At 38.4% G+C, this 7,684-nt stretch carries 8 protein-coding genes; all 8 read right to left on the reverse strand.

The features are described 5' to 3' along the window. Positions 1–306: 306 nt before the first annotated feature. Positions 307–1,497: an MFS transporter gene (locus tag V7161_RS06000; RefSeq protein WP_335443105.1), complete on the reverse strand. Its 1,191-nt coding sequence runs from the start codon at positions 1,495–1,497 to the stop codon at positions 307–309. 106 nt (positions 1,498–1,603) lie between these two features. Next, positions 1,604–2,704, reverse strand: coding sequence for an alkene reductase (locus V7161_RS06005; protein WP_335443107.1), 1,101 nt, complete (start codon positions 2,702–2,704; stop codon positions 1,604–1,606). A gap of 74 nt (positions 2,705–2,778) precedes the next feature. Next, positions 2,779–3,042, reverse strand: a complete 264-nt coding sequence (locus V7161_RS06010; protein WP_218351672.1) for an ArsR/SmtB family transcription factor — start codon at positions 3,040–3,042, stop codon at positions 2,779–2,781. Positions 3,043–3,174: 132 nt separating this feature from the next. Further along, positions 3,175–3,930: an amino acid ABC transporter ATP-binding protein gene (locus V7161_RS06015; protein WP_335443109.1), complete on the reverse strand. Its 756-nt coding sequence runs from the start codon at positions 3,928–3,930 to the stop codon at positions 3,175–3,177. 22 nt (positions 3,931–3,952) lie between these two features. Beyond that, positions 3,953–4,666: an amino acid ABC transporter permease gene (locus V7161_RS06020; protein WP_335443111.1), complete on the reverse strand. Its 714-nt coding sequence runs from the start codon at positions 4,664–4,666 to the stop codon at positions 3,953–3,955. A gap of 11 nt (positions 4,667–4,677) precedes the next feature. Then, the gene (locus V7161_RS06025; RefSeq protein ID WP_335443113.1) at positions 4,678–5,385 is read right to left on the reverse strand and encodes an amino acid ABC transporter permease; all 708 of its coding nucleotides are present in this window, start codon (positions 5,383–5,385) and stop codon (positions 4,678–4,680) included. A gap of 21 nt (positions 5,386–5,406) precedes the next feature. Then, positions 5,407–6,279, reverse strand: coding sequence for a transporter substrate-binding domain-containing protein (locus V7161_RS06030; protein ID WP_335443114.1), 873 nt, complete (start codon positions 6,277–6,279; stop codon positions 5,407–5,409). A 13-nt stretch (positions 6,280–6,292) separates the two neighbouring features. Continuing rightward, entirely contained in the window at positions 6,293–7,450 is a 1,158-nt protein-coding gene (locus V7161_RS06035) for an acyl-CoA dehydrogenase family protein (RefSeq protein ID WP_335443116.1), read from the reverse strand. Positions 7,451–7,684 lie beyond the last annotated feature (234 nt).

Below are 7,684 nucleotides of genomic sequence, written 5' to 3' on the forward strand. Positions count from 1 at the left end.
ATATAGATTTGCCATAAACCTATTTCAGCCATCCAAAGCACCTCTAGCTCTTCTTGATAAATAGGTGCAATGGAAAATAAAATGGCGATCAAGCTTGTCATTAAGAATACAAAAGGGACCAAAAGCCGTTTCAAATAGGCTATAAACGGGATTTTCGCCTTGAATAACACCCCTATACTCATTACAGTAAAGGTAAATCAAGCCACCAAAGGTAGGAAGTGCATGCCACATAAGTTAGCTGTTGCTTGAATTGGACGTGTTAATTCACTCATCTACAAAGATAACGATTTAAGACTCCCAATTTGATCAAGCTCGCTTTTGTACCGCAAAACCTTGGTTGACTATCTTTTTATTATTTAAGAAACGTGATAATCCAAATGTTGTAATACTTGCAAACACAACACTTAACGCACTGAACCATGTAATGGAAGATAATGATATTTGCCCCACAATTACTCCACCTAAACCTGCACCAACCGCAAAACCTAATTGCATCATCGATTGGTTCAGACCTAGCAGCACATCTGAGGATTCAGGTGATATCGTTGCTAAATTATATTGCTGAGTTGCACCTGATGACCAGCCTGCAAATGACCAGACTATCAATATAATAAATACTGCAATAATTGAATGGGATAGGAAAGAAAGCACGACTAAAGATGTTAGGTTTACAAGTAATCCTCTTTTTAATGTAAAAATTACGCCTCTTTTATCTGCACTTAAGCCACCTAGTTTAGAACCAAATAAGCTTGCAACGCCAAGAGCAAGTAAAGTAATGCTTATAAGATGATCACTCATACCTACAGTATTTACAAGGAATGGAGATAAATAAGTAAAAATAATCCCGTACCCTGTCATTAAAAAGAAGGTGATTGATAATGCTAAAGCAATTTTTGGCTTTTTGAACATCGCAATTTGTCTCGTTAAAGAAATTGAAGCATCACCATTCATTTTTGGTATTGTATTTAAAACAATAAAAATGACAAGTAAAACTAATAATGCGATTCCGATAAATACAAATTTCCAGCCATACGTAGATGTAATAAAACGTCCAATAGGAACGCCAATAATTAATGATGCAGTAAATCCCATGACAACTGTTGCAATTGAACTTGCCTTTTTATTAGCAGGTGCAATCTTTGCTGCGATACTTAAAACTGTCACGACCGCGACACCTGTACTTAAAGCCATAATAATGCGAGCAATTATAAATAATCCATACCCTGGAACAATAACTGAAAGTAAATTTCCTGCAATAAAAACAAATAACGTATAGATCAGTAATTTACGTCTTTCCATTTTAGCCGTTAATACCATTAATATAGGCGTCCCGATTGCATAGGCTAATGAAAAGACTGTAATTAATTGACCTGCCGCTCCAATTGACACTCCTAGAGCATCTGCCATTTTATCCAAAATACCTGAAATAATGTATTGCGAAGTGCCAACTAAAAAACTTATCAATGCTAAAATATAAATCTTTGCTGTATTTGACATGTCAATTTTCCTCCTTAATATCACTTTTGATTTCTATATTTCTATAAACACTGAAATAGAAAATAAAATGAAAGAAGCTATAAAAGCTTCTTTCTATTCTAATGCTTTAAATTAATGTATAAAGATGCTTCTTTACCTCGTATTCTTCCAATTCTTCACCACTTTTTAAACGATGAATAAAATCAGGATTAGCAATGAATGGACGTCCAAAAGCAGCAACATCAATTATTCCTTCTTCAATCGCCTGATTCGCCATTTCTGGATTTAATGAACCTACACCAATAATGACACCATCCCAGTATTTTCGGACTAATTGATGCATCGTTTTTCCATCTGCAAGCACTCGATCAAATTGCATAATCGATGGGTGAATCATTGTTGCACCCGCTTCCTTAAATGCCTCAACAAATGTACGAATAGCCATTTCTGGATCTTCCCACATGTAATTTGGTATATCTGCTTTATGAGCTGAGAATCGAATCATTGTTCGTTCTGTACCGATTGCGTCGATAACTGCTTTAATTACTTCCTTCATTAACATTAATCTTTGAGCAAGGTCACCACCATATTCGTCGGTACGATGATTGGTTATATCTGTATTAAATTGGTCAATCAAGTATCCGTGGGCACCGTGAATTTCCACACCGTCAAAACCTGCAGCAATTGCATTTTTCGCAGCTTGCGCATATTGATTGATGACTTCATTAATATCTTCAATTGTCATTTCTTCAGGAACATCATATGGCTTACGGAAACGAGAGACAAGGCCTTCAGCTGGAATAGCGGATGGTGCTTGAGGAGGCAGATTTCCAGCAAGCTCGTGATGGGATAATCTTCCAACGTGCCATATTTGAGCGATCATTGTTCCTCCCTCTTTATGCACAGCATCCGTTACTTTTTTCCATCCCTTAATTTGTTCTTCTGAATAAATGCCTGGAATTCCAGGATAGCCCTTTCCACGAGGACTAATGACCGTTCCTTCTGAAATGATTAAACCAACACCATCGGCAGCACGTTTTCGGTAATATTCAACAATATCCTCTCCTACTACGCCAGTCTGATCATTTGCAAAGGATCTTGTTAACGGTGCCATTGCGATACGAGAGCGTAAATTCCAAGCTCCGATTTTTATCGGTTCAAACAATTTACTTTCTAAACCATTTTTTAAATTTCCCCAAGAATTTGTTTCTTTGATAATTTGATCCATATTTTTTCCCCCGTTTGTTTATTCGGTATTTCTATAAATACTGAAATTGATTTTAAAATTAATCCGCTTTAACATTAAAGTAAAGCGGGAGCGTATTGTGCAAGGACTTCTCGTTGTAAACTGTAATATCTGAAGGTTCCCTCTCTGCGAACTGCTAATAATCCGCAATCGAGTAATGGTTTTAAATGATGTGTCAATGTTGAATTGGCAGGGACTTTTAATTGATTTGCCATTTCCAGGCAAGCTAACTCTGATTGCCCGGCAAGTAATTTTACGATTTGTAAACGAGTCGATTCACCCAGTGCCTTATAAACTTTTACTGCAATATCATCATTCACCACTAAAAACCTCCTTTCAGCAATTCTTATTTCAGTATTTCTAGAAATATTGTATTTAATCAAAGATGCTTTGTCAAGAGTTATTCCCCATTCAATGAAGAAAAACCTCCATCTCTAGAGGTTTCTGCTTCATTAAATATTATAAATAAAATCCTCAGGTATGACACGCCTTAAGAAATGCTGCGTTCTTTCTTGTTTTGGTCTTGAGAAAATTTCCTTTGGAGAATTCTCTTCTACGATCACACCGCCATCCATAAAGATGACTCGGTTGGCTACATCCTTTGCAAAAGACATTTCATGTGTCACCACTAACATGGTTGTTCCCTCTTTTGCAATATTTTTCATGACGGTTAAGACTTCACCGACTAATTCTGGATCCAGTGCAGAAGTTGGTTCATCAAATAAAATAATATCTGGATTTAACGCAATCGCTCTTGCAATGCCCACCCGCTGCTGCTGCCCGCCTGACAGTTCACTAGGGTAGGAATTCAATTTATCTGCCAATCCGACCTTCTCCAAGGCCAGTTGCCCCACCTTATTGGCTTCTGCTTTCGGAACCTTTCTTCCAATGATAAGACCTTCTGTCACATTCTCTAATACTGTTTTATTCGTAAACAGATTATAATTCTGAAACACAAAAGCAATCTTTTGCCTGATTTGATGTATTTGTTTTTTGGTTGCTGATTTAAGGTTTACATGAATATCACCAAAAATAGCTTGCCCCTGATCGGCTCGTTCTAGAAAGTTAATACATCGAAGCAATGTGGTCTTACCAGAGCCACTCGGGCCAAGAATGACAACCACATCACCCCTATCAATCTGTAAATCTACTCCTTTTAAAATCTCATTCTTACCAAAGGACTTGTGGATATTTTTAATCTCTAACATGACTTTGCCTCCAATCATGATCTTAGGCAGCGGCTGCTTTATACTTCCTTAACCGTTTTTCATACAGCTTAAATAAGGTTTCCACTAAGCTGCATAAAATGAGATAGACAAGAAAGATATCGATGTACGCTTCAATAAAATTGTAGCCAACATTGGCTGCCACTTGAGCTTTTAACGTAATCTCTCTCAATGACAAAGCATAACCCAAAGAGGTAGCTTTAATGAGATTGACCGTTGCTGTACAAATATTAGGCAATGCCACCACGAATATTTGTGGAATGAGTATTCTTCTAAACGCTTGCACATTGCTCAACCCAACGGAATAAGCTGCTTCAAGCTGCCCCTTACTGACCGTGCTAATAGCAGATCGAAATACTTCTATTAATATGGCCGTTGTATTTAACGAGAAAACAATAAATGCGTACCAAATCGGATTGATATCGTAGATACTCGTTTTAACATGATATTTCTCGAATATGGGAGCCAATAGTAAAGGAACACTTGTAAAAATAATAAAAATTTGAACAATGACAGGAGTCCCTCTCACAAACGAAACATAGACTCGTGCCAACTGGCTTATCACTGGAATTTGATTTATCCGCGATAAGGCGAGCAAAAATCCTGAAGGTAGAGCAATGAGTAAGGAAACAATCGTAATGAGTAAGGCTATAGGCACTCCAGATAATGCAACAAAAAAGGTTTTTACTAAAAATGGAACATCCAATCCAACCGACATGCTGTCACCCCCTATGTCGTCTTTATAACCAGTTTACCTTTACTAAAAATCTTTTCTAACTTTGAAAAGAACTGTTCAATCAAAATGGATAAAACCCAGTATATAAGGGATAAGGCAAGATAGATTTCTAACGAATGAGAATTATAGTTATTTGAAATAATAAGGCTTGCTTTCCCCATAATATCAATCAAACCAATGGTATACGCTAATGATCCTTCTTTCATTAATTCAAGTAGGCTGTTTCCGAAATTGGGCAATGCGACAACAAATGCTTGTGGCAACACAATTCTCCGAAATGCCTGGGCGGGACTAAGCCCGGCGCTAACCGCTGCCTCATATTGTCCCCGGTCTATCGCTTCATAGGCCGTTCTCATCACCTCAGACATGATGGCCCCAAATTGCAGCGAAAAGGTAATCACAACATAAATCGAAGTGTCAAGATGATTCAGTTCTGTACCAAAGTTACTGGCTATTGCCGGAAGCCCGTAATAGACTAAAAATAAAAGAACAATAGAGGGGGTACACCTTAAAATGGTTGTATATCCATTGGCGATTTTTCTGACAGCCGAACACGTTCCGAGTTTCATTACGGCTAAGATAAATCCTAGAATCGTACCGAACAAAACCGATAGACCTGCAACCATAAATGTTACGTGTAAAAACGAAAGAAGTTGTGGCAATGCCCCCCAAATGTAGGTACTATCAAAATATGTTTGCATATTCCACCTCTTTTTAGACGGTTACCTTTTTACAGTATCCAATAGTTTAAATAAATCAGTATTATAAAACTTAACCATCAGTTTGTTTGTCTTCTTTTCCTCTTTTATTTTCTTGATGGCTTGATCATAGGCATCTGCAAATTCTTGTTCTTTTTTGTTGAATAATGGCCACGTTTTGACAACCGCAAACTCATTATAAACAAGGTCATTTGCTAAATTATGATAAGGACCATCCTTTGCAAGAACTTGCTTTTCATACGTTGCACCCAAATAAATTCCGCCATCTACACGTCCTTCATTTACCCATTGAACCACATCCACTGAGAATGCATCTCCGGCTTCAAGTTTAACTTTATTGTCTGGATTGGCTTGGTTATATTCATCCACAATGGTATATTGAGCATTACTAGCTGCAATAGGTGCTAACGAAAGCTTAGCTTTAGCAAAGTCTGATAGGTCTTTTATTTTTTCGTTTTTCTTTTTTAACAAAATTCCAACACCGCTGAGTCCGAGGAATTCTTTCGGAAAAATATAACTCTTCGTTCTTTCTTCTGTGAACCAGGCATTTTTTACCCCTACTTGATATTTGCCTTGCTGCACTCCTACCAATAAGTCTTCACTGGATGTTGGCACATATTCGAATTCATACTCTGACAAGGCTTTATCCACTAATTTCATGACTTCAATTTCATATCCGGTTGGGTTGCCTTTTTCATCTAGGTATCCGATTGGTTTACCGCCTTGATCAAACGCTACTTTTATCTTTCTGACTTCTTTCTTAGCAGATCCCGTATCCGTTTTTGCCCCAGTTGTTGCCGTTGAGCCGCAGCCTGCGATGAGGGTTACTAAAGCGATTCCTGTAGCGGCAATTTTAAAAAACTTATTCATTTTCATTGTTTTTTCCTCCCTATGATTCAGATTGTTGAATAGCTGTTTGAGCTAATTTTAAAATGGTTAAATCATCCATTGGCGGATTATGCAAGCCTGCCCGGACATCTCGGTAAAAACGTTGCAGAGGATTGGACAGCTGTAAGCTTTTTGCTCCGACTAATCGCATAGCTTTGTCGACCACGGTAATCGCGGAGTTGGTCACAATATGTTTGGCTACAAGTGCTTCATTTGTGATATCCCGTTGACGATCCTTATCAATGTAAACCTCTGCCGTACCATATAGGGCAAATCTTGCTTTGTATAATTCCAAGTCCATCTCGCCTAATAATGCCTGCACGTTCGGCAGCTGAGCGATTGGACCCTTAATACTATTGGGCGAATGGGTATTGGCAAATTCGAGTGCAAAGTCCCTGGCCGCCTGCGCGATCCCTAAATAGGTGGCAGGAATCAGCAGACCCCATCCATTCAGTTTAAAACCCGTATGATAACTGGGAATTTCGACCAAGTCCGACTCATCCACTTCCACGTTTTCTAATACTAGATCATGGCTGCCGGTACCACGCATCGCGATTACATTCCAATTTTCCTCGATGGTTAGTCCTTCTGCTTCTTTTGGAATCAGAAAAAAGCCTACCGTTTTTTTTTCTTCGATCCAAGCAGAAGTTAAAAAATAATCCAGTTCCGGTGAGCAGGTTGTATAGCTTTTCCGCCCATTAATCACCCATTTGCCAAGTGCCCTCTTAGCACTTGTTTCGGGCCGGCCCCCGCGAATGGGACTGCCTGTAGCCATTTCGCTTACTGCTCGGTTAATGATGGCTCCATTGTTCACTGCTTCAGCAATAAAGGCTAACTTTTCTGGATCCCAATACCGATTTTCAAATAATTCTCCAACGGTCATTAATGTCCATCCAATCGATAACGCTGTGCTGCCATCATAGCTTCCCAGTTTTTCTTGTAAGAGAACGGTATCATATAGAGAAAATCCTGCCCCGCCAAATTCCTCTGGTAAGGTCAATTTGGTATATCCGATTTTTCTTAACGCCTGGATATTCTCTCTAGGGAAGCTGCCCTCTATGTCGATTTGTGAGGCTTGTGCTTTAAAGTCCGCTTCTAATGGGTACAGCCGTTCAAGCCACTTACGCTGCTTGCTATTTTTTACAAATAATTCCTGCATACTCTTTGCTCCTTCCTAACACTTAATAAAAAAGACTGCTCCCATATAGAATGGAAGCAGCCTTCAGTTGACTGATAAGCTAAGCTCGTAAGGTTTTAATACATTTTTGGAATATTATGTATCTATTAAATTATAATAAGCCCATTAATCCAATGTGTCAACTAGGAATTTGAATTTGTATTTCCATTAACTTATGTACATACTCCAGAACATAAAATGTACACATAAAATATT

It is taken from the genome of Neobacillus drentensis (assembly GCF_036965425.1).
Taxonomy (GTDB): domain Bacteria; phylum Bacillota; class Bacilli; order Bacillales; family Cytobacillaceae; genus Neobacillus; species Neobacillus drentensis_F.

What these genes read in the sequence shown, in the direction of transcription:
- V7161_RS06000 (WP_335443105.1), bottom strand. Translation starts at nt 1,497, where the DNA reads ATGTCAAATACAGCAAAGATTTATATTTTAGCATTGATAAGTTTTTTA.
- V7161_RS06005 (WP_335443107.1), bottom strand. Translation starts at nt 2,704, where the DNA reads ATGGATCAAATTATCAAAGAAACAAATTCTTGGGGAAATTTAAAAAAT.
- V7161_RS06015 (WP_335443109.1), bottom strand. Translation starts at nt 3,930, where the DNA reads ATGTTAGAGATTAAAAATATCCACAAGTCCTTTGGTAAGAATGAGATT.
- V7161_RS06020 (WP_335443111.1), bottom strand. Translation starts at nt 4,666, where the DNA reads ATGTCGGTTGGATTGGATGTTCCATTTTTAGTAAAAACCTTTTTTGTT.
- V7161_RS06025 (WP_335443113.1), bottom strand. Translation starts at nt 5,385, where the DNA reads ATGCAAACATATTTTGATAGTACCTACATTTGGGGGGCATTGCCACAA.
- V7161_RS06030 (WP_335443114.1), bottom strand. Translation starts at nt 6,279, where the DNA reads ATGAAAATGAATAAGTTTTTTAAAATTGCCGCTACAGGAATCGCTTTA.
- V7161_RS06035 (WP_335443116.1), bottom strand. Translation starts at nt 7,450, where the DNA reads ATGCAGGAATTATTTGTAAAAAATAGCAAGCAGCGTAAGTGGCTTGAA.